Annotated in this window: 20 protein-coding genes and 16 tRNA genes; 15 read left to right on the forward strand and 21 right to left on the reverse strand. The window is 41.1% G+C overall.

Annotation, left to right across the window (positions count from 1 at the left end):
• Window positions 1–108: 108 nt before the first annotated feature.
• Window positions 109–426, reverse strand: coding sequence for a DUF2007 domain-containing protein (locus FNZ24_RS04080; protein ID WP_153913147.1), 318 nt, complete (start codon window positions 424–426; stop codon window positions 109–111).
• Between the two features lie 130 nt (window positions 427–556).
• Here FNZ24_RS04080 and FNZ24_RS04085 point away from each other — a divergent pair, with 130 nt between their 5' ends.
• Complete coding sequence (locus FNZ24_RS04085; protein WP_153913148.1) at window positions 557–955, forward strand: DUF3224 domain-containing protein; 399 nt, start codon at window positions 557–559, stop codon at window positions 953–955.
• A gap of 16 nt (window positions 956–971) precedes the next feature.
• Window positions 972–1,205: a hypothetical protein gene (locus FNZ24_RS04090; RefSeq protein WP_153913149.1), complete on the forward strand. Its 234-nt coding sequence runs from the start codon at window positions 972–974 to the stop codon at window positions 1,203–1,205.
• A gap of 124 nt (window positions 1,206–1,329) precedes the next feature.
• On the opposite strand, the gene secF is transcribed toward FNZ24_RS04090, so the two are convergent.
• From secF to FNZ24_RS04120, 6 genes are all read right to left on the reverse strand, one after another.
• The gene (gene secF, locus FNZ24_RS04095; RefSeq protein WP_153913150.1) at window positions 1,330–2,277 is read right to left on the reverse strand and encodes a protein translocase subunit SecF; all 948 of its coding nucleotides are present in this window, start codon (window positions 2,275–2,277) and stop codon (window positions 1,330–1,332) included.
• Between the two features lie 13 nt (window positions 2,278–2,290).
• The gene (gene secD / locus FNZ24_RS04100; RefSeq protein ID WP_153913151.1) at window positions 2,291–4,141 is read right to left on the reverse strand and encodes a protein translocase subunit SecD; all 1,851 of its coding nucleotides are present in this window, start codon (window positions 4,139–4,141) and stop codon (window positions 2,291–2,293) included.
• Between the two features lie 17 nt (window positions 4,142–4,158).
• Window positions 4,159–4,491: a preprotein translocase subunit YajC gene (gene yajC, locus FNZ24_RS04105; RefSeq protein WP_153913152.1), complete on the reverse strand. Its 333-nt coding sequence runs from the start codon at window positions 4,489–4,491 to the stop codon at window positions 4,159–4,161.
• A 31-nt stretch (window positions 4,492–4,522) separates the two neighbouring features.
• Entirely contained in the window at window positions 4,523–5,656 is a 1,134-nt protein-coding gene (tgt, locus tag FNZ24_RS04110; RefSeq protein WP_153913153.1) for a tRNA guanosine(34) transglycosylase Tgt, read from the reverse strand.
• 144 nt (window positions 5,657–5,800) lie between these two features.
• On the reverse strand, window positions 5,801–6,841 hold the full coding sequence (queA, locus tag FNZ24_RS04115; protein ID WP_153913171.1) for a tRNA preQ1(34) S-adenosylmethionine ribosyltransferase-isomerase QueA: 1,041 nt from the start codon (window positions 6,839–6,841) through the stop codon (window positions 5,801–5,803).
• Window positions 6,842–7,072: 231 nt separating this feature from the next.
• Window positions 7,073–7,267 (reverse strand): hypothetical protein, encoded by a 195-nt coding sequence (locus tag FNZ24_RS04120; protein WP_153913154.1) that lies wholly within the window; start codon window positions 7,265–7,267, stop codon window positions 7,073–7,075.
• Window positions 7,268–7,451: 184 nt separating this feature from the next.
• Between FNZ24_RS04120 and FNZ24_RS04125 the strand changes: the two genes are divergently transcribed.
• Together FNZ24_RS04125 and FNZ24_RS04130 are read left to right on the forward strand one after the other, a co-directional pair.
• Window positions 7,452–8,048 (forward strand): ACP phosphodiesterase, encoded by a 597-nt coding sequence (locus FNZ24_RS04125; RefSeq protein ID WP_153913155.1) that lies wholly within the window; start codon window positions 7,452–7,454, stop codon window positions 8,046–8,048.
• A gap of 115 nt (window positions 8,049–8,163) precedes the next feature.
• Window positions 8,164–8,823 carry an RluA family pseudouridine synthase gene (locus tag FNZ24_RS04130; RefSeq protein ID WP_153913156.1) on the forward strand — a complete coding sequence of 220 codons (660 nt, stop codon included), beginning with the start codon at window positions 8,164–8,166 and terminating at the stop codon, window positions 8,821–8,823.
• A 79-nt stretch (window positions 8,824–8,902) separates the two neighbouring features.
• Here FNZ24_RS04130 and sstT read toward each other — a convergent pair whose 3' ends face one another.
• From sstT to FNZ24_RS04165, 7 genes are all read right to left on the reverse strand, one after another.
• Window positions 8,903–10,126, reverse strand: a complete 1,224-nt coding sequence (sstT, locus tag FNZ24_RS04135; protein ID WP_153913157.1) for a serine/threonine transporter SstT — start codon at window positions 10,124–10,126, stop codon at window positions 8,903–8,905.
• A 236-nt stretch (window positions 10,127–10,362) separates the two neighbouring features.
• Complete coding sequence (locus FNZ24_RS04140) at window positions 10,363–11,241, reverse strand: chemotaxis protein (protein WP_153913158.1); 879 nt, start codon at window positions 11,239–11,241, stop codon at window positions 10,363–10,365.
• An 88-nt stretch (window positions 11,242–11,329) separates the two neighbouring features.
• Window positions 11,330–12,847 carry a phospholipase D family protein gene (locus FNZ24_RS04145; protein WP_153913159.1) on the reverse strand — a complete coding sequence of 506 codons (1,518 nt, stop codon included), beginning with the start codon at window positions 12,845–12,847 and terminating at the stop codon, window positions 11,330–11,332.
• 67 nt (window positions 12,848–12,914) lie between these two features.
• Window positions 12,915–13,385, reverse strand: a complete 471-nt coding sequence (locus tag FNZ24_RS04150; RefSeq protein ID WP_153913160.1) for a dual specificity protein phosphatase family protein — start codon at window positions 13,383–13,385, stop codon at window positions 12,915–12,917.
• A 94-nt stretch (window positions 13,386–13,479) separates the two neighbouring features.
• Window positions 13,480–14,823 carry a DEAD/DEAH box helicase gene (locus FNZ24_RS04155; protein ID WP_153913161.1) on the reverse strand — a complete coding sequence of 448 codons (1,344 nt, stop codon included), beginning with the start codon at window positions 14,821–14,823 and terminating at the stop codon, window positions 13,480–13,482.
• A gap of 195 nt (window positions 14,824–15,018) precedes the next feature.
• Window positions 15,019–15,546 (reverse strand): methylated-DNA--[protein]-cysteine S-methyltransferase, encoded by a 528-nt coding sequence (locus FNZ24_RS04160; RefSeq protein ID WP_194944990.1) that lies wholly within the window; start codon window positions 15,544–15,546, stop codon window positions 15,019–15,021.
• A complete protein-coding gene (locus FNZ24_RS04165; RefSeq protein WP_153913163.1) occupies window positions 15,536–17,143 on the reverse strand; it encodes a DNA-3-methyladenine glycosylase 2 family protein in 1,608 nt (535 codons plus the stop codon). Before FNZ24_RS04165 ends, FNZ24_RS04160 begins: the two co-directional genes overlap by 11 nt.
• A 184-nt stretch (window positions 17,144–17,327) precedes the next feature.
• Between FNZ24_RS04165 and FNZ24_RS04170 the strand changes: the two genes are divergently transcribed.
• Window positions 17,328–19,157 (forward strand): ABC transporter ATP-binding protein, encoded by a 1,830-nt coding sequence (locus FNZ24_RS04170; protein ID WP_153913164.1) that lies wholly within the window; start codon window positions 17,328–17,330, stop codon window positions 19,155–19,157.
• A gap of 371 nt (window positions 19,158–19,528) precedes the next feature.
• On the opposite strand, the gene FNZ24_RS04175 is transcribed toward FNZ24_RS04170, so the two are convergent.
• The 7 genes from FNZ24_RS04175 to FNZ24_RS04205 form a co-directional block, all read right to left on the reverse strand.
• Window positions 19,529–19,604, reverse strand: a tRNA-Val gene (locus FNZ24_RS04175).
• 37 nt (window positions 19,605–19,641) lie between these two features.
• Window positions 19,642–19,717: transfer RNA gene (locus FNZ24_RS04180), tRNA-Val, on the reverse strand.
• Window positions 19,718–19,758: 41 nt separating this feature from the next.
• Window positions 19,759–19,834, reverse strand: a tRNA-Val gene (locus FNZ24_RS04185).
• Window positions 19,835–19,874: 40 nt separating this feature from the next.
• Window positions 19,875–19,950 (reverse strand) — tRNA-Val (locus FNZ24_RS04190).
• Between the two features lie 37 nt (window positions 19,951–19,987).
• Window positions 19,988–20,063 (reverse strand) — tRNA-Val (locus FNZ24_RS04195).
• Between the two features lie 37 nt (window positions 20,064–20,100).
• A tRNA-Val gene (locus FNZ24_RS04200) sits at window positions 20,101–20,176 on the reverse strand.
• A gap of 36 nt (window positions 20,177–20,212) precedes the next feature.
• Window positions 20,213–20,288, reverse strand: a tRNA-Val gene (locus FNZ24_RS04205).
• A 607-nt stretch (window positions 20,289–20,895) separates the two neighbouring features.
• Between FNZ24_RS04205 and gltX the strand changes: the two genes are divergently transcribed.
• The 10 genes from gltX to FNZ24_RS04255 all read left to right on the forward strand — a co-directional run bounded on the left by gltX (window position 20,896) and on the right by FNZ24_RS04255 (window position 24,196).
• Window positions 20,896–22,305, forward strand: a complete 1,410-nt coding sequence (gene gltX / locus FNZ24_RS04210; RefSeq protein ID WP_153913165.1) for a glutamate--tRNA ligase — start codon at window positions 20,896–20,898, stop codon at window positions 22,303–22,305.
• Window positions 22,306–22,410: 105 nt separating this feature from the next.
• Window positions 22,411–22,486 (forward strand) — tRNA-Ala (locus FNZ24_RS04215).
• A gap of 82 nt (window positions 22,487–22,568) precedes the next feature.
• Window positions 22,569–22,644, forward strand: a tRNA-Glu gene (locus FNZ24_RS04220).
• A gap of 106 nt (window positions 22,645–22,750) precedes the next feature.
• Window positions 22,751–22,826, forward strand: a tRNA-Glu gene (locus FNZ24_RS04225).
• A 108-nt stretch (window positions 22,827–22,934) separates the two neighbouring features.
• A tRNA-Glu gene (locus FNZ24_RS04230) sits at window positions 22,935–23,010 on the forward strand.
• Between the two features lie 109 nt (window positions 23,011–23,119).
• A tRNA-Glu gene (locus FNZ24_RS04235) sits at window positions 23,120–23,195 on the forward strand.
• 241 nt (window positions 23,196–23,436) lie between these two features.
• Window positions 23,437–23,512 (forward strand) — tRNA-Glu (locus FNZ24_RS04240).
• A 243-nt stretch (window positions 23,513–23,755) separates the two neighbouring features.
• Window positions 23,756–23,831: transfer RNA gene (locus FNZ24_RS04245), tRNA-Glu, on the forward strand.
• A gap of 107 nt (window positions 23,832–23,938) precedes the next feature.
• Window positions 23,939–24,014, forward strand: a tRNA-Glu gene (locus tag FNZ24_RS04250).
• 106 nt (window positions 24,015–24,120) lie between these two features.
• Window positions 24,121–24,196: transfer RNA gene (locus FNZ24_RS04255), tRNA-Glu, on the forward strand.
• The last annotated feature ends 46 nt before the right edge of the window (window positions 24,197–24,242 follow it).

The raw sequence follows: 24,242 nt of genomic DNA on the forward strand, positions 1-24,242 counted from the left end.
TCTCGATAAATCAACTTGTGCTGACTATAACCATTTTACTCATGGCTTGTCCTAGTTAATTTGGCTATCAAACATAATCATTTAATATGACTTAATGGATTATTGAGATCAGTTGTGGGGGGTACTTTGAGGTAAGCTACATTGCCAACATAACTCAAAGCTGCCGTCATTCATTTCATGACAATGTAAACATTGCCACTCTGGACGATCCATATCGTGGGATTCAAGAATGGTTTGTGCTTGTTCTAATTGATTTTGGTTAACCCATAAATCAACAGTTTGCATTTCAGCAGGAAGCTCTCCTACTCCACCAACAAGTGCTTCACCTGTTAGCTCTACCATAATGCCATTGGTCTCTAGTAGCCCTTTCCAAGTATGCGCTTGGAGTAAGTTACCGCCTGTTAATAATACTTTTCTATCTTCCATTATTATTCCTACTGCTATTGCTCTACTGGCAAATTTTTAATTATCCTACTTGTAAATGGTTCTTGATGTCGAGCATTGATTAAACTTTATACTCAATATATGCTCATGTTAGTTCTAAAAGGAGAACAATATGAATCTTCAAATATCAGGCATTTTCCAAATCACCAGCTGGGATGAAATCACCGATATACAGCACCCTGATGGCGCTAAACAAACCTCTGCCAGTATTACTCAAATGTACTCAGGCGATCTCGAAGGGGTCAGCCAACCTAAATATATTATGTGCTATACCGCTGATGGAATGGCGGTATTTTGCGGCTATGAGAACGTTGAAGTCAGTGTAAATGGCAAGTCTGGCAGCTTTGTATTACAACATGATGGTAAGTTTGAGATTGGCGTTGCCAGTAGCCGTTTTATGATAGTCCCGAACTCTGGCCAAGGCGAGTTAGTGAATATTGAAGGCCATGGTACGTTTACTTCTGGCGAAAAAGGTCAAGCGCAATACCAATTAGAAATCACCCAACTATGAGTTATTTGACTAAACTATGATCCCTTTTACTGTAAGTCGGCTACATACTGATTTTGGCATCATTAAAGCCCAAGGCTTGTGGCAGTTTGATTCAGCCACCCAAACTCAATTAACAACACTTGAGCAGCTCTCAACCGATGGTTGGGTAGAGCTTGATATTTCACATCCTGCAAATAGCCAATTTATAACAACTATTTCTCCTCTTATTCATCACCATTTATTATCACAGCAGCTTACCGCTAAAGGATAATTCAGTTTAATTAAATCATTCTTGAATGAATTCCAACAAATAAAAAAGCCACTCTCATGAGTGGCTTTTTTGCTTTGCATTAACCTGAGTTATTCAACACACTTGGTATTAAATAAAGCAATGCTTAAGGCATAACTGCGTCTTGGTCAGCGCCTTCTTTTTCAATCTCAACTGGCATCATATGTTCACGACAGATCCCAAGCTTAATCGCTAAGAAACTTGCAACGTAAATAGATGAATAGGTACCCACAAAAATACCGCAAAGCAATGCTGTTGCGAATCCGTGGATCATCGTGCCACCTTTAAGGAACAGTGCAATCACCACCACAAGGGTTGTACCTGTTGTAATAATGGTACGGCTCATAGTTTGAGTAATTGACTTATTGACGACTTCATTAGGGCCGCCTTTACGCATCTTGAGGAAGTTTTCACGAACACGGTCATATACAACAATCGTATCGTTCAATGAATAACCTACTACGGTCAGTAAGCCCGCTAGTACAGTCAAATCAAACTCAAGTTGTAAGATTGAGAAAATACCTAAAGTAACGATAACGTCATGGCCAAGAGCTGCAACAGAACCCATTGCTAAGCGCCATTCAAAACGGAATGATACGTAAATCAAAATACAAATTAACGCAACAATAACCGCAAGACCACCTTGCTCGGCTAACTCTTTACCCACTTGTGGGCCAACAAACTCAACACGTTTTTGAATCACGCTTGAATCAATTGTTCGAGCCGCTTCCATTACCGCACCGACTTGGTCATCACTTTTGATTTCTTCTCGTACCGGAAGACGGATTAATACGTCACGGCTTGAGCCAAAGTTTTGAACCACAGCACCTTCTGCTTCATCAGCATTAAGTTCGCTGCGCAGTTGAATCAAATCAACTTGTTGAGAAAACTCAAGTTCAACGACGGTGCCGCCAGTAAAATCAAGTCCCCAGTTGATGCCTTTAACCCCTAAAGAAATTAAAGATCCAACAACGAGAACAACTGATAAAAGACTAATAACCTTCGCATGCTTAAGGAAATCGATCGCTTTAGTAACTGAAAATATTTGTAACATAGTCGACTTCTCCTTAGATAGACAGTTTCTTAACGCGTTTACCACCCCACATGAGATTCACGATGACACGTGTTCCCACAATAGAAGTAAACATAGACGTTGCGATACCTATCATTAGCGTAACTGCGAAACCTTTTACAGCGCCAGTACCTACAGCAAATAGAATCAAGGCTGTCATAAAGGTGGTAATGTTCGCATCGGCAATAGTAGAGAATGCATTTGCATACCCTTCATGAATAGCCTGTTGCACACTACGACCAGCGAGCAACTCTTCACGAATACGCTCAAAAATAAGCACGTTACCATCAACAGCCATACCGACTGTTAGTACCATACCTGCGATACCAGGCAAGGTTAAAACAGCACCAGGAATCATCGACATTACACCCACAACCATCACTAAGTTAGCGGTTAGCGCTAAGTTTGCAATGACGCCGAATGCACGGTAATAAATAAGCATAAAGATAAGCACAACAACCATGCCCCAAATCATCGCCATTTTACCGTTTTCGATATTTTCTGCACCAAGGCTTGGACCAATAGTACGTTCTTCAACAATCGTAACCGGCGCAATCAAAGCACCTGCACGTAATAGTAACGCTAAGCTTTGTGCTTCAGCATGGTCAAGACCATTAATCACAAAGTTACGCCCAAGACGAGCTTGAATGGTTGCAACTGAAATGACTTCTTCAATCTTAGTCATTTTCACTGTGCCATCTGGGTTACGTTGTCCGCTATCTTTATATTCAATAAATAAAGTCGCCATTGGGTTACCAATGTTGTCTTTAGTTACGTTAGAAAAGATATTACCGCCTTTAGCATCAAGGTTAATTGATACTTGTGGACGACTGTATTCATCAAATGAAGGCTGTGCACCAGTGATATGATCACCCGTTAACATGACTTCTTTTTTCAATACTGCGATACCACCAGAACGACGTGGGAATACTTCAGAACTTGCAGGTACACGGCCATTGGCTGCAGCAGCTTGGTCAACATTCTGATCTACCATACGGAATTCGATAGAAGCTGTTGCACCAAGAATTTCTTTAGCACGAGCGGTATCTTGAACACCTGGCAACTGAACGATAATACGCTCTGCACCTTGACGTTGTACCACTGGTTCAGCAACACCTAACTCGTTTACACGGTTACGGATTGTGGTGATGTTTTGTTGTAATGCTTCTTCCTTAATCTGTCTAAGGTAGTCATCACTCATCGACGCATATAAGGCATAGTTCTCACCGACACTACCGTCAGTGAATACCATTTCATTACTGAGTGATTTTAAATAACGCTCAGCTTTCGAAAGATTTTCAGCATCGCGGAATTTAATTTCCAATCCTTTTGCAGTTTTACGCACACCTGCATAGCGGATTCTCTCTTCACGTAATTGGCTTCTGAAATCAGCAATTTTGGCTTCTTCCATCTTACGAATGGCTTCGCCCATATCCACTTCCATTAAGAAATGAACACCGCCACGTAAATCAAGACCCAATTTCATTGGCGTCCCACCCATGGCTTCAAGCCACTCTGGGGTTGCTGGTGCTAAGTTTAATGCAACGGTATATTTGTCACCTAAACTTTCTGCAATCGCTTCTCTTGCCAATAATTGCTGTTCAGCATTTTGAACACGGACGATTAATTGTCCATCTTCGAGCTCAGCGCGCTTTACCGCAATGCCTTTACTCTCAAGTAATCCATTTACTGACGATAGTGTTGAAGCTGTTACTTCTGCGCCACGAGTCGCTACGACTTGTACCGCATGGTCCTCACCATAAAGGTTTGGAATTGCATAGAAACCACCAATGGTGAGGACAAGCAACACCATGATGTTTTTCCACATTGGGTATTTATTTAACACACCTGAGCCCTCTTGGCTTACAACGACTGGATAGAACCTTTAGGCAATACCGCTGCAACATAATCCTTCTTGATAGTGATTTGGCTTGTTTCATTGATGCTCAATAAAAGGTAATCACTGTCGTCACTGATTTTAGCAATCTTGCCTAAAATGCCGCCGCTTGTTAGCACTTCATCACCTTTGCTTAATGCTGACATTAGGTTTTTGTGCTCTTTAACGCGCTTTGACTGAGGACGGAAAATCATAAAGTAGAAGATCAGGCCAAAAACTACTAGCATGAAAATCAGTTCCATCGTGCCGCCACCTTGTGGTGCGCCAGCTGCGTTTGCGTATGCATTTGAAATTAACATATTACTCTCTTCTTGTTTTCTAGATTAAAAATCAGTCTTGTAATTCAGGTACTGGAGGGACTTCACGGCCCAACTTAGTATAAAAATCCGTAACGAAGGCGTCTAATGTACCCGTCTGAATAGCACCACGCAAACCTTCCATCAAAATTTGATAGTAACGTAGGTTGTGAATGGTGTTTAAACGCGCACCTAAGATCTCATTACAGCGATCTAAGTGATATAAGTAAGCGCGTGAATAATTCTTACAGGTATAACAATCACAGCTTTCATCTAAAGGTGCAGTATCATCGCGATGACGAGCATTACGAATTTTGATGACTCCTTCAGAAGTAAATAAGTGACCATTACGAGCATTACGAGTTGGCATAACACAATCAAACATGTCGACACCACGGCGAACGCCTTCAACTAAATCTTCAGGTTTACCTACGCCCATTAAGTAGCGTGGTTTTTCTTCAGGTAATTGAGGACATACATGCTCTAAAATGCGGTGCATATCTTCTTTAGGCTCACCTACTGCAAGACCACCAACGGCATAACCATCAAATCCGATTTCGGTTAAGCCTTTAACGCTTTCATCACGTAAGTCTTCGTATACACCACCTTGAACAATACCAAATAAAGAATTTGGGTTTTCTAAGCGGTTAAACTCATCACGTGAACGCTGCGCCCAACGCAGTGACATTTGCATAGATTTACGCGCTTCGTCATGTGTTGCTGGGTAAGGAGTACATTCATCAAAAATCATTACAACATCACTGCCTAATGAGTTTTGAATTTGCATCGACTTCTCAGGATCTAAGAAAATCTTCTCACCATTGATTGGCGAGCGGAAATGTACACCCTCTTCAGTGATTTTACGGATGTCGCCCAAGCTGAATACTTGGAATCCACCTGAATCGGTTAAAATAGGACGTTGCCAGTTCATGAAGTCGTGTAAGTCACCATGCTTGCGCATAATTTCTTCACCAGGACGTAGCCATAAATGGAATGTATTACCCAGTAAAATATCCGCACCAGTCGCGCGCACTTCTTCAGGGGTCATACCTTTAACGGTACCGTAAGTACCTACTGGCATAAAAGCAGGTGTTTCTACCGTGCCACGTTCAAAAACTAAACGACCGCGACGTGCGCGTCCGTCTGTAGTATCAAGCTCAAAATTCATATATCACCTTGCCAGATAAACAGTCTGACTCGTTGTTGTTGCATAAGACATGAGGGCATAAGTAATAACTTCAAGGAACAAGCTAAAATTAACCCAAAAAAATACCCACCTCTGTGGGCGGGTATTTTAGATCAAAATCAATCGTTACGGGGCTTTTTTCGTTAAAAACATGGCATCGCCATAGCTAAAAAAGCGGTATTTTTGTTCAATCGCATGCTGATAGGCCTTCATCACATTATCAAAACCTGAAAATGCACTAATTAGCATAATCAAAGTTGATTCTGGTAAATGGAAATTGGTGACCATGGCATCAATGACTTTGAACTCGTAACCAGGGAAAATAAAAATATCAGTGTCGCCTTTAAACTCAGCTAATGGGTTATCACCACTTGCCTTGGCCGCACTTTCAAGTGAACGAACCGACGTAGTCCCCACAGCAATCACTCGATGACCTGCCGCTTTAGTTTCAGCGATTAAATCGACTACCTCTTGTGACACTTCAGCCCATTCTGAATGCATCACGTGCTCATCAATAGTATCAACACGTACAGGTTGAAAAGTACCAGCACCGACATGTAAGGTCACAAAAGCTATCTTCACGCCCTTATCTTTTAATGCTGCCAACATGGCATCATCAAAGTGCAATCCTGCTGTCGGTGCTGCGACTGCGCCAGGAGTTTGATTGTAAACCGTTTGATAACGCTCTTTATCCGCATCTTCGTCGGGACGGTCAATATATGGAGGAAGTGGCATATGACCGACTTCTTCTAGCACTTCAAGAATCGTTTTATCAGAATCCAGCTCTAACTCGAATAATGCGTCATGACGCTTAAGCATTTTCATTTCATAGCCACCATCAAGAATGACTATTGAGTCAACTTTCGGCGACTTTGAGCAGCGTACATGAGCAAGAATACGTTTAGTATCTAGCATTCTTTCAACCAATATTTCGAGTTTACCGCCAGAGGCTTTTTGACCAAATAAACGTGCAGGGATCACTCGGGTGTTGTTAAACACCATCAAATCACCACTATTTACTTTCGACAATACGTCAGTAAATTGCTGGTCAGCTAACGCGCCGCTATTGCCATCAAGGGTCAATAATCTTGATGCATTTCGCTCCGCCATTGGGTAGCGGGCAATAAGTTCATCAGGTAAATCAAACGAAAAGTCAGCAACGCGCATATCAATACTCTTTAAAGACAACAAAACGGCCGCTAGTCTAGGACTACCGACCGCTAATATCAAGTTTAGCTTGCTAAATAATGAACTGTTTGCAGGCAAGGACCATACAAATATTGAAATTCGAATAGGTAAAGTTAAAGCGGTAGCGAAAGACATTTAAAACTGATTAGCGATTGATTAAATCATCTATTGGTTATTTACCAGATAATTGAATAAATTTTATTGCTAAAATTATTTAGAGGTTGGTGGTTCGAATTGATTAATGCTGCTATCTAACTCCGCAGCAGATTTAGCAGCTTCGGTGTCTTCAGCTAAAGTGTTAGTTTCAGGTAGAAAGGATTGCTTTTCAAAACGAAGATCGACTTCAATTTTAGTGCGCTTGCGACTTGGTTGTTGACCTAACACTGACATTATCCAGTTTTTCATCATCCATGATCCTTAAACCGATTTTTATAATATGACGCTATATCCCTGAAAAATATTACCAATGACATTTGACTAGAAATCTATATGATTGAAACTAGACTTAAAAAAACGTCAGTTAGCGTTTAACTTCTCTTTGCGTGGTTAAGCATCATACTGCAAAACTCAAAAAATAAAAGTACAAAATATGAACTTTCTTGCTCACCTACATTTAGCCGATATCAGTAATACTCATTTGGCAGCAAATCTTGCTGGTGACTTTGCAAAAGGCGATATAAAACACTTCCCACAACATTTACAGCAAGGGATTTGGCTGCATAGACAAATTGATCAAATTACCGATAGCCATGAAATAATTGTGGATTTAATTAAGCAATTTCCAAAATCCTCTCGAAGAGTTGCTCCAATTCTGGTTGATTTAGCATTTGATCATTACTTAGCTTATTACTGGGATGAGTACCATCAAGATTCCTTAGCTGACTTTAGCCAAAAAGCGTATCACTCCCTCGAGGCAACTTCTGATCTTCCAGAAAAGCTACAAGAGATTGCCCCTAACATCATTGAGCAAGACTGGCTTGGTGCTTATCAAACTAAACAAGGTATGAATAAAGCTATAGAAGGGGTGAGTCGCCGCATATCAAAACCTGAATTATTTAAAACAGCTATTCAAGATGTGGACAAGCTTTACGTCGATATAGAAATTGCGTTTAGAACTTTTTACCCACAATTAATGGCTTACAGCCGAATTTATAGCAGAAAAACCCCTGAGCAATACTTGCCTTAAACTCGTCTATTCATTCCTTAATCAAGCTTAAATGCTATATGCTGCGGGTTAATCAATACTCGCAGGCAAATCTTTGCTAAAATACCCTACTATTTTTGTAAACTGATGCGACTTCATGCAAATTTTTGATTACCAACCACCTAGTATCCCTTGGCTTGATATCCGTTATAAAGACCGCGATATCATTGTTATCAATAAGCCGGCAGGCCTGCTAGCCAATCCTGGTAAAGCCCCAGCTACACATGACTGTGCTATTACTCGAGTACAAAAGCTGTTTCCTGAAGCCATCTTAGTGCATCGTTTGGACTGTGATACTTCAGGTATCATGGTTTTTGCGCGTAATAAAAAAGCGGAATCACACTTAAAAACCCAGTTTCAGGATAGAAAAACCAAAAAGATTTATATCGCTGAAGTTAAAGGCCAAGTTAAAGACGATACGGGTACTGTTGATTTGTCGCTTTCAGCTGACAAAACTAACCCGCCTTTTCAAATTGTGTCTGAGCAAGGTAAAAGCGCGATTACCCATTATGAAGTGATTGAAAGACATCCTGAACACACTTTAGTTAAATTGATGCCTGAAACGGGTCGTACGCACCAGTTGCGTGTGCACATGCTTGCATTAGGTAATGTCATCCTTGGTGATACATTTTATGCTGATGAGGCGACCATCGCACTAAGAGCAAGATTGAGTCTACATGCGCAGATGTTAACGATTACTCACCCTTATACTCAAAAGCAGCGTACTTTTTTCAGTAAGCACCCTTTTAGTGACTAGTCATCGATATTGACTCAATGACTGAAATAAAAAAACCGCTCATATGAGCGGTTTTTTATAGCTTATAAATAGTGATTTATTAGCTGTTTTCTTTAGCTTCCGCCGCTTCACATGCTGCAGCAGTAAATACAACATCAGTAGAACTATTCAACGCAGTTTCAGCTGAATCTTGTACCACACCAATAATGAAGCCAACTGCAACGACTTGCATAGCCACATCGTTTGAAATGCCAAATAAGCCACACGCTAATGGAATTAATAGCAATGAGCCACCAGCAACGCCAGATGCACCACAAGCAGATACAGCAGCTACAACACTTAATAACACAGCGGTTAGGAAGTCCACTTGAATACCTAAGGTATTCGCTGCTGCCAATGTCAGCACTGTAATCGTAATTGCCGCGCCGCCCATGTTGATAGTAGCGCCTAACGGAATTGATACAGAATAAGTATCTTTATGCAGTTTTAACTCTTCACATAAGGCCATATTAACTGGAATATTCGCAGCACTTGAGCGAGTAAAGAATGCCGTAACGCCACTTTCACGTAGACATTTCAGTACTAATGGATATGGATTACGTTTAATTTTGATATATACAATGATTGGGTTAATCACTAGCGCAATAAATAACATTGCTCCCACTAACACACCAAGTAATTGAGCATAGCCTGCCAATGCCGCAAAGCCTGTCTCTGCAATCGTGCCTGACACTAAACCGAAAATACCAATAGGTGCAAAACGGATAACGAAACGAACGATTTTAGTCACGCCATCACTTAAATCAGACACTACTTTTTTAGTCGACTCACTAGCATGGTGTAATGTAATCCCCAGACCCACAGCCCACGCTAAAATACCAATGTAGTTACCTGTTAGTATTGCATTGACAGGATTATCAACAATTTTAAACAGTAGCGTATTTAAAACTTCCGCAATCCCTTGTGGTGGGTTTGAACCTTCTACGCCACCTGCAAGTAATAACGTGGTAGGAAATGCAAAGCTAAACGCTACAGCGGTTAAAGCTGCAGCTAACGTCCCTACCAAATACAAACCAATAATTGGTCGCATGTTGGTTTGGGTGTTTTTCTTTTGATTGGCAATTGATGACGCCACTAGGACGAAAACAAGAATAGGCGCAACGGCTTTTAACGCTTCAACAAATAAACTGCCTAAAAAAGACACTTGGGTTGCTGCTGAAGTTGACACCGAGGCGAGAATAACACCGAGAACAATACCGACGAGAATTTGTAGCACTAAGCTACCGCTAGCGACCCGCGCTAACAGTGATTGATTTTGATTCATTGCTTGACCTATGATGATTATATTTATGGCTTTTAATAAGCTCTAATATTTGTACGGCTTTTAATAAGCTCTGAGTAGGTATATATCGGATGAATTGGCTAAAGTCTAGTCTGAGTCCAAAATGATGTGCCAAAATTACTCACTATTACCAAACAAACCACATTTAGCCAACATGTGGCCAATTATAGTGCAGTGCTAGTGAAGTGGTAATTCTACAAAAAAACTAATCAAACGGCTTATTTAGCCCCCCGAAGCATGGCATCAATCAACTCGTGAGCATCAAATTTCGTTAACGCTTCATCTGCGCCCACTTGTTTGGCTTGGCTAACACTTATCTCACTCGACAAAGATGTATGCAAAATGATGTAAGCATCAGCTAAGTCAGGATTATTTTTAACCTCGAACGCTAACTCATATCCATCAAGCCCTGGCATTTCAATATCGCTGACCAAAATATTAATTGGTTTATCTACAAGCGCAGCATCTCGCATAATTTGAAGGGCATCATGACCATCTGAAGTGACATCATATGCAATGTTAATCGAATCGAGTGCATCTGATAATTGCTTTCTGGCGACCTTTGAGTCATCAACTAGCAATATACGCATAGGTTTTAATTGTTCACGCTGAACATCAGTAAGAATTGCGCGGCTTGTGGCGGGATCTTGTGGGAATATTTTTGCCATCAGTAGTTCAACATCAAGTAACTGAACGAGTTTATCATCTAAACGAGTAACACCCGTTAAAAACACATTGTGACCTAAGTTAGATGCTGGCGCCTCGATATCACGCCAGTTACATTCGATGATTTTATCAATGGCTCGAACTAAAAAACCAATCACCATTCGCTGGCAATCAGTAATAACCACATAGCAATCTTTTTGCTCATGAGGCTCAATAGCTTTAAAACCGATAGTAGCAGCCATGTCTACGACTGCAATAGTATTTCCACGCACTGTCGCGGCGCCGAGAATGGCAGGGTGAGACTGCGGGATTTTAGATAAATCAGAAAACGGTACGATTTCGCGGATTTTTAACGTACCTAAAGCAAACTGTTGAACATGAGAGAGATGAAACAGTAACAGCCCTTGAGATTGACTCGCTTTACTCTTCATAAACCCATCCATAAAATCATGTTGAATTTAGTTAACCACAGCCTTTATGACATGGCAAACAAGCGCTGTGATATTGATTTCTTTAAGTTTAAAGTTGTGACTCGATTGGCAATAATGACAGAAAATCTGCAAAGAACTTACGCCAAAAACCTGCTCCTGGTTCTGCGTAGATCACCTTGTCATGTTTATGATCTAGCCAAACTAATTCACCCTTTTCCATTGCCAATTCATAGGCTTTATCATCTGCGCTTGCAGCGATACCATTAACAATATCTGCCGCTAAGTCCGCATTATCAATAATTAACCCCATCTCGGTATTAATTAATGCTGAGCGAGGATCAAAGTTGAATGAACCTACAAATACTTTTGTTTTATCTATAACAAATGTCTTCGCATGTAAGCTGGTTTTACTGCTTCCCTTCCAACTTGATTTTTTATCAGATGGATTGCCTTTTACTTCATATACCTTAACGCCACCTTCAACGAGTTTCTGTCTATATTGCTGATAGCCAGCATGAACAGCCAGTACATCTGTCGCTGCTAAACTATTCGTTACTATGGTAATGTCTTTCCCCGCTTTTACCGCATTAATAAACCCGTTTGTAGCTCCATCTCCGGGGACAAAATAAGGAGATACAATTAATAACTCATGTTGAGTTTGCTCTAAAAAGAAACTCAAATCATCAAGTAGCAAACGGTCTTCAGGATTATTTTCAAGTTTATTTGGCGGGTCATAAACCACATGGGTTTCCCCCCAATACCAATCTAAGTTTTGATTTTTTAAACGCTCTAATAAGTTACTTTGTTCTAGTCGCTTAACATAATCATTATTCACTAGTGTCGCTTCGAATTCAGCCGCTTTTGTTTTCAAAAGAACGAGGTCTGAATTAATGTCACCTGGGTCTGCTAGCTGCTGAATACTCTGAACTTGAGCGGAGTTCCAGTAAATATCAAATTGCGTCGAAACCTCATCCACGGCTTTACCAACAGCTAAAACATCTAAATCACCAAAGTCGACATTTTCATTGGCTGAAAAATACTCATTACCAATGTTTCTGCCACCCACAACCGAAACTAAATTATCAATGGTCAATGATTTATTGTGCATCCGATGGTTCATTCGACCAAAATCGGATAAGAAGGCAATACCTCGATAGGTTCGTTCGTAAGAAGGGTTAAATAATCTGACTGATATATTAGGATGGTTTGCCACAGCAAGCAGTCCATCATCATGATTCGCTGTGGTTAAATCATCAAGCAATATACGTACTCGAACACCACGTTCAGCAGCATTATACAAAAATAAGGTTAGTATTTTTCCTGTGTCATCATTGCGATAAATATAGTATTGCAAATCAATACTTTCTTTAGCGCTTTCAATCATGGCAAGGCGTGCGACAAAAGCATCAATACCATCGGATAAGGCTTTTACCCCGGTTACATCTGACTTATCTTGAGCGTTAATATAATTCGCTAGTAAGGTATTGGAAGCTGGAGGAAGTTTGTATTGTTTTTCTAGTGGTTCAAATTCAACTTTTGAGGCACAACCAGAAATGGCAAAAGCAAACACATAACAAAGGATTAATATGTATTTATTCTTGCTCATTAACGGATTCCTTTCTGATGATTAACACTAAGTTGAACTCAAACCATTCTGCTCAAATGGCGTATCGCTATTCCTGTAATTCATAAAGTACATCAAAAACAAGCTGATCCCAACCTTCAGCACTAAAAGCAATATCCCTAACACTGCGCACTTGGCTCACCGCATGAACAGGGGCCGCGCCATTATCCATCAGGTAATACGCCATCATAATACCCGTTCTGTCTTTACCTGAACGGCAATGAAGCAGCACAGGAAGATTATCAGCCTCGCACTGTCGAATAAATGCTAGCGCTTTTGGCGCTTGTTCTGCGCAAATAGCAACGTCACCTTCCAGTGGCGGAATATTTCTTGAAAAAGGCGAACAAAGATAGCGTAACCCTAATGCTTCAAGTTGAGCGCTATCGACACCTTCACCATCATTTAGTGACAATATAGCGCCAATACCGGATGCTTTGAGTTCTGCTAAATCCCATTCATCTTTATTTGGGCCACTGCGACCAGCAATAACGCCATCTATTAACCAAAATAACTGCTTCATATTTAATGGTTACTCTCAAATTTACGACTTGTATTTATGTAAGGCTTGTTTCAAACCTATCCCTGAAGGGATAACATTCCAATGTTAAACAGACCTATTGGGAACTGTCTTCTTTAGTATTGTCAGTTTTAGCAATACCCGCCCAAATATCAACATTCACTGGTGCTTTATTTTTGTTCTTTTTCTTACCTGTTCCAGCGGGTTTTGCCATTGGCTTTTCAACCGCATATTTATCGTCAGGCATTTCTTCATCGGGTTCAAAACCAACAAAAGTTTCACGCTCTAAACGGATTTTGTTCTTTTTCTCGATAATACTAAAGTGATGATAATCAGCGTGAGCAATTAAAGATAACGCAAGACCCACTTCACCCGCACGACCACTACGACCGATACGGTGCATGTAATCTGCAGGGCTTCTTGGTAAATCAAAGTTGATCACGACTGGTAATTTTTCAATATCTAAGCCACGTGCCGCAATATCTGTGGCAATTAACACTTCAATTTCACCGGCTTTAAAGCCCTCTAAAACGCGATTACGCGCGCCTTGACCTTTATCACCATGGAATACTTCAGCAGTAATACCACGCTTAGATAATTTATCAGCTAAGTGTTTACAGCTATTTTTAGCATTAACGAAAATAAGCGCTTGGCGCCATTTATTTTGCTTAATTAATTCAGCCAGTAGTGCCGTTTTTTTATCACGATTAACGGTGAATACACGTTGAACAAGTGTACTCGCATCAGCGCTTTGCAACTGAAGTTCAACAGGATTAATAAGTAGATTGTCCGTTAAGCTGCGCACTTCTTCTGGAAAGGTTGCCGAAAATAACAAGGTTTGTTTTTTCTGTGGCATTAAGCCTAACAACTCTGATAATTCTTCAGTAAAGCCAAGGCTCAACATTCGGTCAGCTTCATCGAGCACTAGAGTCTCAACTTTATCCAGTTTAATGGCATTACTTGAAATCAAATCAAGCAAACGACCAGGGGTTGCAACCAGCACATCGGTACCACCGCGAAGAGCCAACATTTGCTTATTGGTAGATACCCCACCAAATACAGCTGTCGACTTTATAGCGCCATTAAAATACACCGCATAAGACTTAACGCTATCAGCAACTTGTTTGGCCAACTCTCGGGTAGGCACTAACACCAACGCGGATACAAAGTTGCCTTTGTCTTTTTTCGCACTCTGTTGGGCTTGATGAATTTTTTGTAAAATAGGTAATACAAAGGTAGCTGTTTTACCTGACCCTGTATTGGCACCAGCTAATAGGTCTTTACCCGCGATCACACTTGGAATTGCTTGCGCCTGGATAGGTGTCGGCGTTTTATAATCCATTTCCGTAAGACGGTTTGTAATAGGTGCAATTAGGCCAAGCTCGGCAAAATTAGTTGCACCATCGTGTGAAGTTACAGGTGGAAGGTTAGCTGATGTCATTAAATTAGGATGCTCAAATATAATATGAAATTGAATATAGCTTTAATGACTATTTTAGCTTATTTGAGCAGGTTAAGTTAGCGATATTGCTCATGCTATGGGCAATTATTGAGCTTTATGGCCCATAGCCGTTGATTAAAGGCGCTAATTGAATAGATTTTCCAAGTAAGTTAATTCAACCTTCGAATAAATGGGCTACTTCACCCCTTCTAAGCTTAATAATGACTGTTTCATTTCAAGGCCATAAGCGTAGCCCGTTAAACTACCATTCTTCCCTATCACCCTGTGGCACGGAACAATTATCGCTATTGGGTTAGCACCATTGGCTGCGCCTACAGCTCTTACCGCTTTTGGACGTTCAATTTTGTCCGCAATTGCAGCGTAACTGCACACTTGACCAAATGGCAGCTCTTTTAATGCTTGCCAAACCTGTTGTTGAAACTCAGTGCCTTTTGCTGCAAGTGTCACATCGAACTCTTGTCTATCGCCTGCAAAGTATTGTTCTAGTTCATCAATAGCCTGCACAATAAATGCCTTAGCCTGACTAATTTCAGCAGCAGAAGCATGTTCTAGAGTTTCTGGTTGCTGCTGATTAACATTGTTGACGGGCTCAGATACGACTTGTAAATGGGTTAATCCGTATGCTGAAGCTTGCAATTTTAAGTGCCCAACAGGGCTATTAATGACTTGCATACATAATGGTGGGTGATTATTAATTTTCATCATTTTTCCATAATTGAAAGGTTAAATAACTGCCCCATGGGCTAACTTGTTGACTGATTTTTTCTGCTAACTGTTGATAATCTTTAGCGGTAAATTCTGTCTTAGCTGTAAACTCGGTCTTAGCCGTAAACTCAGTCTCTGTACCTAATATTAAATCTTGTTTTGCGACCAGAGCTTTGATTCTGTTTTTTATCACTAAATCACCAGCAAGAAAAACATTGGGGTCGCTTTCGCCGCGCATTCTGGCGTAAGCAATGGTCCATGGGCCAATGCCTTTTACTTCAATCCACTTTTCTGGTGAGGCAAAAGGATTGTCCGCCACAAACTCACCTAAACCGTTCAAAGCTCTTTTTCTAGCGCCTGGCATTTTAAATTCATCTAAACCCGCTGCGGCGACTTGTTGAGGCTTGGGGAAAAATAAGACTTCACGTTGTCCAATGACAGCCCTATCACCATAATTGACTGCTAATACATTAAGTAACTTACTGGCTTGAATAACACTGACTTGTTGACCAAGCACAGCGCGGCACCCTGCTTCAAATACTGACGCGGTTGCTGGAATTCTTAATCCTGTTGAAACCTTCATTCCCATAGACGTTAGCGGCTCAAAAGAGGCTTCAATCACGTCCATGTCGGCATCAAGATCTAATATCTTTCGCACATATTGCACAACTTGAAATAAGTAGCCAACGTGCTGCTCATCTTCAAATTGAACATTTAATGAAAGTTGATTTTTCCCTTTAACCTCAGCAACCTCCAATGTCCCTCGAATCAATATTTCATCAATAACAATTGAAAAACTACGGCCATAAGCATGGCTGTCCTCATTTAGCCACTCCATGCCTTCGACTGCGCGCACTTGATAAAAAGCCCATAATTGAGGCCAATCATAGGGCGGTCGATAATCTAATAACAGATTGATCCCCTGAGTGCCTTTATCCTTATTATTCTCACTCAATTTTACGCTTTTTACCGATTGCGACCGCCTTAATTGTGAAGGAGTCAGTTGCAGTTGAGACTTAAACACTTCATTAAAGCGCCTGATACTGTTAAATCCCGCAGCCATCGCCACATCAGTGATGGGAAGTTGAGTTTGATGCAATAACTGTTTGGCAAACATCAATTGACGGTACAAGGCATATTTTTTAGGAGAAGTGCCAAGTTGTTGATTGAATAACTTAGTCAAATAACGCGAACTTATTCCAAGTCGATTAGCCAAGTCTGTTAATGACTCAGCATTTTCCCCTGTTAAGCAGCCATGATCGATTAAGTTTATTGCACGTTGTAAACTGCTACTCGTTCCCTTCCAGGCATTCGATTGCGGCGCACTATCAGGTCTGCAGCGTAAGCAAGGCCTAAGCCCTGCTTCAGCAGCTTTAATGGAAGAGTCAAAATAAACCACGTTTTGTTCTTTTGGAGGCGATGCTGGACAAATTGAACGACAATAAATACCCGTCGTTTTAACCCCAATGAAAAACCGGCCGTCAAATCGCGCATCGCGGCTTAATCGCGCCTGTCTGCATACATCATCAGGTATATGGCAATTAATATTGCCCTGCTTTAACGAGTTTGATTCATTATTATTCTGGGGTTTCATAACCGATTTCATTCGCTCACCACTTGAGAAATTCAAACTACTTTAACTAAAGTTTGCATCACTCACTAGCGGAAAACGGAACTCAATGTCGATTCTTTTATGACATGAATTGTAATAATCAATTCAACACTTAGTTCACAAGTTACGGTATCCTAGCAATAACTAATATTTGTTTGAGCTGTAGATGTTTAAATTTTTCGAATCGTTAACCAATCCCCTTCCCCAAGAAGAGCCATCACAAGCCCCTAAAGGGGTGTATGCTTTTTGCCGTCATTACACTCGTGGCTTTGAAAAGCACCTAGTGATCATGTCAATGCTAACGGCAACCCTGGCAATTTTAGAAGTGTCGTTATTTGGGTTTATGGGCAAGTTAGTAGATTGGTTAGTGACTAAAAATCCTGAAACACTCTGGCAGGATGAAGGCAGTACCTTAATTGGCATGTCTGTGATTGTCTTAGTCGTTATTCCTATTTTGGTTTGGTTACATGCTTCAATTGTGCATCAAACTTTATTGGGTAATTACCCTATGGCAATTCGTTGGCAAGCACATCGCTATTTGCTCAAGCAAAGCATTTCTTTCTATCAAGATGACTTTGCTGGCCGGATTGCCACTAAAGTGATGCAAACCTCATTAGCGGTGCGTGAAACCGTGATGAAGCTACTAGATGTATTGATGTATATCCTTATCTACTTCACTTCTATGCTCGTTATGATCGCCAGTGCCGATATCCGATTGATGCTCCCCATGTTGGCATGGTTATTTGCCTATGTAGCGATTCAATGGAAATTAGTCCCGAAACTGAAAGCGATATCAGCTAAACAAGCCGATGCTCGCTCTACGATGACGGGCCGCATTGTTGATAGTTACACTAACATTTCAACGGTTAAATTATTTTCCCATACCAAACAAGAAGCAGATTATGCACAAGACAGCATGACCGGCTTTTTACACACGGTTTATGGCCAAATGCGCCTTGTAACAATCATTAATGTGTTGGTTCAGGCGATAAACTATTTATTGGCATTTACCATTGCCGCGGTATCGATTTGGTTATGGGCTGATAACGCCATCACTGTGGGTGCCATTGCTATAGCCGTTAGCTTGGCACTGCGTCTTAACGGTATGTCTCAATGGATCATGTGGGAAATCAGTTCACTATTCGAAAATATCGGTACAGTGACAGATGGCATGAATACCTTGTCAAAACCCATTGAAATTGAAGACAAAACCGATGCAAAAGATATCCAGGTTGATAACGGTAAAATTGATTTTAATGACGTCAGTTTCAATTATGGTGAAGAATCGGGTGTTATTAACGACCTGAACTTAAACATCAAGGCGGGTGAAAAAGTAGGTTTAGTGGGTCGCTCTGGTGCGGGTAAATCAACATTAGTTAATCTGCTGATGCGATTTCATGATGTTGAAAAAGGTCATGTTGCCATTGACGATCAAAAAATTACCGATGTCACCCAGGACTCTTTGCGTTCAATGATTGGTATGGTGACCCAAGATACCTCATTACTGCATCGCTCAATTCGTGAAAACATTTTGTATGGTGACCCAACTGCATCTGATGAGCAATTATTAGCAGCGATTGAACAAGCCCAAGCCAGTGAGTTTATCAAAGATCTATCAGATCCATTTGGTAATACTGGTCTTGATGCACAAGTCGGTGAACGGGGTGTGAAACTATCTGGCGGCCAACGTCAACGTATCGCTATTGCTCGGGTATTACTAAAGAACGCGCCTATTCTGCTACTGGATGAAGCAACATCAGCGCTAGACTCCGAAGTTGAAGCTGCGATTCAAGAAAGTTTGTATGAACTAATGCAAGGTAAAACGGTTATTGCCATTGCTCATCGATTATCAACTATTGCCGCCATGGACAGACTCATCGTTTTAGATAAAGGCAAAATAGTGGAGCAAGGCACCCATCAGGAATTGATTAAATCGGGTGGCATATATGCACAACTTTGGGCACACCAAACCGGCGGATTCTTAGGCATAGATTAAGCGTAAAAGTCCAAATCTAGACGCTAATTTCTAGACGCTAATGATGCAAAAAAGCCATTCAATATAATGTTGAGCGGCTTTTTTAGGTCTTGATGTTTGTATCTGGCAAATTTATTAGCACAACAAAGGTTAAATAGAGTTGAGCTAAGTATGCAAACACTAATAATCAAGATGTACTTATTCAAGTGCATTTATTTAAGGTGCTGTTATTTAAGGTGCTGCTATTCAAGAAACAATTATTCAAAGTGCATTTATTCAAAGTTCATTTATTCAAGAGAAATTGCTACATGAATGTAAATCAACAAATAAAGTTTTAATGATTTTTAAGAATTATTTAGAGATAAAACAAACGAGAGGTAAAACAGAAGAAATGGTGGTCGATACTGGGCTCGAACCAGTGACCCCCTCCTTGTAAGGGAGGTGCTCTCCCAGCTGAGCTAATCGACCTGGGATTTCATAATGTTTTAATTCTTTACGAAAAGAATGGTGGTCGATACTGGGCTCGAACCAGTGACCCCCTCCTTGTAAGGGAGGTGCTCTCCCAGCTGAGCTAATCGACCTGGGATTTCATAATGTTTTAATTCTTTATGAAAAAAAAGAATGGTGGTCGATACTGGGCTCGAACCAGTGACCCCCTCCTTGTAAGGGAGGTGCTCTCCCAGCTGAGCTAATCGACCTGGGATTTCATAATGTTTTAATTCTTTATGAAAAAAAGAATGGTGGTCGATACTGGGCTCGAACCAGTGACCCCCTCCTTGTAAGGGAGGTGCTCTCCCAGCTGAGCTAATCGACCTGGGATTTCACAATGTTTTAATTCTTTATGAAAAGAATGGTGGTCGATACTGGGCTCGAACCAGTGACCCCCTCCTTGTAAGGGAGGTGCTCTCCCAGCTGAGCTAATCGACCTGGGATTTCATAATGTTTTAATTCTTTATGAAAAGAATGGTGGTCGATACTGGGCTCGAACCAGTGACCCCCTCCTTGTAAGGGAGGTGCTCTCCCAGCTGAGCTAATCGACCTGGGATTTACACAATGATTTAATTCTTAAAAAAGAATGGTGGTCGATACTGGGCTCGAACCAGTGACCCCCTCCTTGTAAGGGAGGTGCTCTCCCAGCTGAGCTAATCGACCTCGCTGTGTGGGGCCGTATTATAGGGAGCAACGAAATACTGTCAACGAATTTTTCACTAAAAAAGCTCAGCCGCAGTAAAAACGTGCTGTTTGTTGAATTGTTAAACGCTTTAACTGCAATAGTTCGCTAAAAAGATAACCTTAATCATAGTGAATAAGTAACTTAACAACACCTTCCAATTAACACGCACCAACTATTAGCATGTGAGTGACTGGTAAAACCTTACAATAATCATCTAGCAGTTGATTAGCACTAAGGTTGCAGTTTTAAGATGAGGGGCTAAGGGTTAGCGTTTTGACTTCTTGAGCAGCGAATCAATTAACTCAGAAATTTAAATCAACTAATCTGTGATTAAAATGACTTGATTAAGCTCCTAACCAATTTCGCTAAAACAAAAGCAAAAACATTGTCATTTCAATTAAGCAATCACCTCTCTCTTTAACTATAGTTTTTTGCTTATAGTGTGCTTTATTACTCTGCTTATTGATGTAGCTTAAATTATCAATAGCGAAACTCGCATAACAAGGTGGTTTGGGTATAGAATATCGGCCACTTTATTATATCTGTCTTTATATAGACGTTTTTGAAATAGGTCAGTGTCCCATTATGACAACTAAGACGCGTTTTGCTCCTAGCCCAACAGGCTTTTTACATGTAGGTGGTGCTCGTACAGCACTTTATTCTTGGCTTTATGCCCGTGCAAACCAAGGCGAGTTTGTTTTACGTGTAGAAGATACTGATATTGAACGTTCAACTCCTGAAGCTTGCGCAGCAATTCTTGAAGGAATGGAATGGTTAGGTCTTACTTGGGACGAAGGTCCTTATTACCAAACTAAACGTTTCGATCGCTACAACGAAATCATTGCTCAAATGCTAGAAGAAGGCACTGCTTATAAGTGTTACTGTTCTCGTGAACGTATTGAAGCAATGCGTGAAGAACAAGCAGCCAATGGCGAATCACAAAAGTATGATGGCCGCTGTCGCGATCTTGAACCTCGTGATACTGACGAGCCATTTGTTATTCGCTTCAAAAACCCAACCGAAGGTAGTGTTGTGTTTGATGATCACGTACGTGGTCGTATCGAATTTGCTAATGACACATTAGATGACTTAATTATCGCCCGTACAGAAGGTACACCGACTTACAACTTCTGTGTTGTTGTTGATGACTGGGATATGGGGATTACTTGTGTTGTACGTGGTGAAGATCATATCAATAACACCCCACGCCAAATCAATATTCTTAAAGCATTAGGTGCACCAGTACCAGAATATGCTCACGTATCGATGATTTTAGGTGATGATGGCGCTAAATTGTCAAAACGTCATGGTGCAGTTGGCGTTATGCAGTACCGTGATGATGGTTATTTACCAGAAGCTCTGCTCAATTACCTAGTTCGTTTAGGCTGGTCACATGGCGACCAAGAAGTTTTCTCTATGGAAGAAATGATTTCGTTATTTAAACTAGACGATATCAATAAAGCCGCTTCTGCCTTTAATACTGAAAAACTGAATTGGTTGAACCAACACTACATTAAAGAACTTGCTCCAGAATATGTAGCAAAGCATCTTCAATGGCACATGGATGACCAAAAAATTGATACAGCAAATGGCCCAGCATTAGCTGAAGTCGTAACAGCATTAGCAGAAAGAGCGAAAACACTTAAAGATCTAGCCGCATCTAGCCGTTACTTCTATGAAGATTTCGAAGCATTCGACGAAAATGCTGCTAAAAAGCATTTGCGTGGCGTTGCTATGGAACCTTTAAAGCTTATCCAACAAAAAATTTCTGCATTACCAGAATGGACAGTTGAAGCAATTCATCAAGCAATTGAAGATACAGCTGCAGAACTTGAAGTGGGTATGGGTAAAGTCGGAATGCCTTTACGTGTAGCGGTTACAGGCGCTGGCATGTCTCCTGCTGTAGATTTAACCATATTTTTAGTTGGAAAGGCTCGTTGCGAACAAAGAATATCCAAAGCGATTGATTTTGTAGCAGATAGAATAAATTCTTAAAAAACGAGTTGACACTTTTGGGCAGGCTGCATAGAATGCGCCTCGCAGTTGAGACACAACGTGATTATTTATCGCAGCATGTCCAAATGTATTAAGTATAGTTGAGGGGCTATAGCTCAGCTGGGAGAGCGCTTCGCTGGCAGCGAAGAGGTCCACGGTTCGATCCCGTGTAGCTCCACCAATTATATTTAAATCAAAGCGTTAAGTTTTAGCCTACAGAACTTAATGAGTATTCACTCTTTGCAGAGTCTAATGCAGTCCGGGTCCCCTTCGTCTAGAGGCCTAGGACACCGCCCTTTCACGGCGGTAACAGGGGTTCGAATCCCCTAGGGGATACCACTATTTTATTTTTCTTGATGTACTTCGAGAAATTAAAGCAAGCGTTAAGTTTTAGCCTACAGAACTTAATGAGTATTCACTCTTTGCAGAGTCTAATGCAGTCCGGGTCCCCTTCGTCTAGAGGCCTAGGACACCGCCCTTTCACGGCGGTAACAGGGGTTCGAATCCCCTAGGGGATACCACTATTTTATTTTTCTTGATGTATTTCGAGAAATTAAAGCAAGCGTTGAGTTTTAGCCTACAGAACTTAATGAGTATTCACTCTTTGGTAGAGTATAACGCCAGTCCGGGTCCCCTTCGTCTAGAGGCCTAGGACACCGCCCTTTCACGGCGGTAACAGGGGTTCGAATCCCCTAGGGGATACCACTATTTTATTTTTCTTGATTCATTTCGAGAAATTAAAGCAAGCGTTGAGTTTTAGCCTACAGAACTTAATGAGTATTCACTCCCTTACGGAGTCTAAACGTAAGTCCGGGTCCCCTTCGTCTAGAGGCCTAGGACACCGCCCTTTCACGGCGGTAACAGGGGTTCGAATCCCCTAGGGGATACCACTATTTTATTTTTCTTGATGTATTTCGAGAAATTAAAGCAAGCGTTGAGTTTTAGCCTACAGAACTTAATGAGTATTCACTCTTTGCAGAGTCTAATGCAGTCCGGGTCCCCTTCGATTAAAGAAGAGAGAGCCTAGGACACCGCGCTGTTTTAATAAGAGCACGGCGGTTTCACTTTAACAGCCTTCTAAAGTGTTACTTATAGGTCTTCGTTATATTAGAAGTAAAACAATATGTCCGGGTCCCCTTCGTCTAGAGGCCTAGGACACCGCCCTTTCACGGCGGTAACAGGGGTTCGAATCCCCTAGGGGATACCACTATTTTATTTTTCTTGATGTATTTCGAGAAATTAAAGCAAGCGTTAAGTTTTAGCCTACAGAACTTAATGAGTATTCACTCTTTGGTAGAGTATAACGCCAGTCTGGGTCCCCTTCGATTAAAGAAGAGAGAGCCTAGGACACCGCGCTATTTTAATAAGAGCACGGCGGTTTCACTTTAACAGCCTTCTAAAGTGTTACTTATAGGTCTTCGTTATATTAGAAGTAAAACAATATGTCCGGGTCCCCTTCGTCTAGAGGCCTAGGACACCGCCCTTTCACGGCGGTAACAGGGGTTCGAATCCCCTAGGGGATACCACTATTTTATTTTTCTTGATGTCATTTCGAGAAATTAAAGCAAGCGTTAAGTTTTAGCCTACAGAACTTAATGAGTATTCACTCTTTGCAGAGTCTAATGCAGTCCGGGTCCCCTTCGTCTAGAGGCCTAGGACACCGCCCTTTCACGGCGGTAACAGGGGTTCGAATCCCCTAGGGGATACCACTATTTTATTTTTCTTGATKYAYTTCGAGAAATTAAAGCAAGCGTTRAGTTTTAGCCTACAGAACTTAATGAGTATTCACTCTTTGCAGAGTCTAATGCAGTCCGGGTCCCCTTCGTCTAGAGGCCTAGGACACCGCCCTTTCACGGCGGTAACAGGGGTTCGAATCCCCTAGGGGATACCACTATTTTATTTTTCTTGATGTATTTCGAGAAATTAAAGCAAGCGTT

Source organism: Shewanella sp. TC10 (genome assembly GCF_009663145.1).
Taxonomy (GTDB): domain Bacteria; phylum Pseudomonadota; class Gammaproteobacteria; order Enterobacterales; family Shewanellaceae; genus Shewanella.

Excerpts from the sequence above, each read along its gene's own strand:
- FNZ24_RS04090 (WP_153913149.1), top strand. The coding sequence starts at position 972 with ATGATCCCTTTTACTGTAAGTCGGCTACATACTGATTTTGGCATCATT.
- FNZ24_RS04170 (WP_153913164.1), top strand. The coding sequence starts at position 17,328 with ATGTTTAAATTTTTCGAATCGTTAACCAATCCCCTTCCCCAAGAAGAG.
- FNZ24_RS04155 (WP_153913161.1), bottom strand. The coding sequence starts at position 14,823 with ATGACATCAGCTAACCTTCCACCTGTAACTTCACACGATGGTGCAACT.
- tgt (WP_153913153.1), bottom strand. The coding sequence starts at position 5,656 with ATGAATTTTGAGCTTGATACTACAGACGGACGCGCACGTCGCGGTCGT.
- gltX (WP_153913165.1), top strand. The coding sequence starts at position 20,896 with ATGACAACTAAGACGCGTTTTGCTCCTAGCCCAACAGGCTTTTTACAT.
- secF (WP_153913150.1), bottom strand. The coding sequence starts at position 2,277 with ATGTTACAAATATTTTCAGTTACTAAAGCGATCGATTTCCTTAAGCAT.
- FNZ24_RS04120 (WP_153913154.1), bottom strand. The coding sequence starts at position 7,267 with ATGAAAAACTGGATAATGTCAGTGTTAGGTCAACAACCAAGTCGCAAG.
- queA (WP_153913171.1), bottom strand. The coding sequence starts at position 6,841 with ATGCGCGTTGCTGACTTTTCGTTTGATTTACCTGATGAACTTATTGCC.
- FNZ24_RS04165 (WP_153913163.1), bottom strand. The coding sequence starts at position 17,143 with ATGAAACCCCAGAATAATAATGAATCAAACTCGTTAAAGCAGGGCAAT.
- FNZ24_RS04145 (WP_153913159.1), bottom strand. The coding sequence starts at position 12,847 with ATGAGCAAGAATAAATACATATTAATCCTTTGTTATGTGTTTGCTTTT.
- FNZ24_RS04150 (WP_153913160.1), bottom strand. The coding sequence starts at position 13,385 with ATGAAGCAGTTATTTTGGTTAATAGATGGCGTTATTGCTGGTCGCAGT.
- yajC (WP_153913152.1), bottom strand. The coding sequence starts at position 4,491 with ATGTTAATTTCAAATGCATACGCAAACGCAGCTGGCGCACCACAAGGT.
- FNZ24_RS04080 (WP_153913147.1), bottom strand. The coding sequence starts at position 426 with ATGGAAGATAGAAAAGTATTATTAACAGGCGGTAACTTACTCCAAGCG.
- FNZ24_RS04140 (WP_153913158.1), bottom strand. The coding sequence starts at position 11,241 with ATGAAGAGTAAAGCGAGTCAATCTCAAGGGCTGTTACTGTTTCATCTC.
- FNZ24_RS04085 (WP_153913148.1), top strand. The coding sequence starts at position 557 with ATGAATCTTCAAATATCAGGCATTTTCCAAATCACCAGCTGGGATGAA.
- FNZ24_RS04125 (WP_153913155.1), top strand. The coding sequence starts at position 7,452 with ATGAACTTTCTTGCTCACCTACATTTAGCCGATATCAGTAATACTCAT.
- sstT (WP_153913157.1), bottom strand. The coding sequence starts at position 10,126 with ATGAATCAAAATCAATCACTGTTAGCGCGGGTCGCTAGCGGTAGCTTA.
- FNZ24_RS04130 (WP_153913156.1), top strand. The coding sequence starts at position 8,164 with ATGCAAATTTTTGATTACCAACCACCTAGTATCCCTTGGCTTGATATC.
- FNZ24_RS04160 (WP_194944990.1), bottom strand. The coding sequence starts at position 15,546 with ATGAAAATTAATAATCACCCACCATTATGTATGCAAGTCATTAATAGC.